Annotated in this window: 1 protein-coding gene; it reads right to left on the reverse strand. The window is 34.6% G+C overall.

The annotated features are described in order from the left end of the window. Positions 1–5: 5 nt before the first annotated feature. A partial coding sequence (locus NLF92_RS14065; protein ID WP_254102894.1) for a hypothetical protein occupies positions 6–217 on the reverse strand: 212 nt, incomplete at its 5' end.

The raw sequence follows: 217 nt of genomic DNA on the forward strand, positions 1-217 counted from the left end.
TTTTATCAGCTTTTCCAAATTGTTAAAGAACAGTGAATGTCGCCACTCACTTTTAAGGTAAAAACCTTAACTAATATTAAATCGTCTGCGCTATACATACTTAGCTGAGACTTAACATCGATTAAGACTTTCACGTCTTTAATAACAGATAACAAGAGAATTTGTGTAGACACTACAAAAAGTGCGTCCAACAGACGTAATAGTAAGGAGGTGATCC

This window comes from Opacimonas viscosa (genome assembly GCF_024199005.1).
Taxonomy (GTDB): domain Bacteria; phylum Pseudomonadota; class Gammaproteobacteria; order Enterobacterales; family Alteromonadaceae; genus Opacimonas; species Opacimonas viscosa.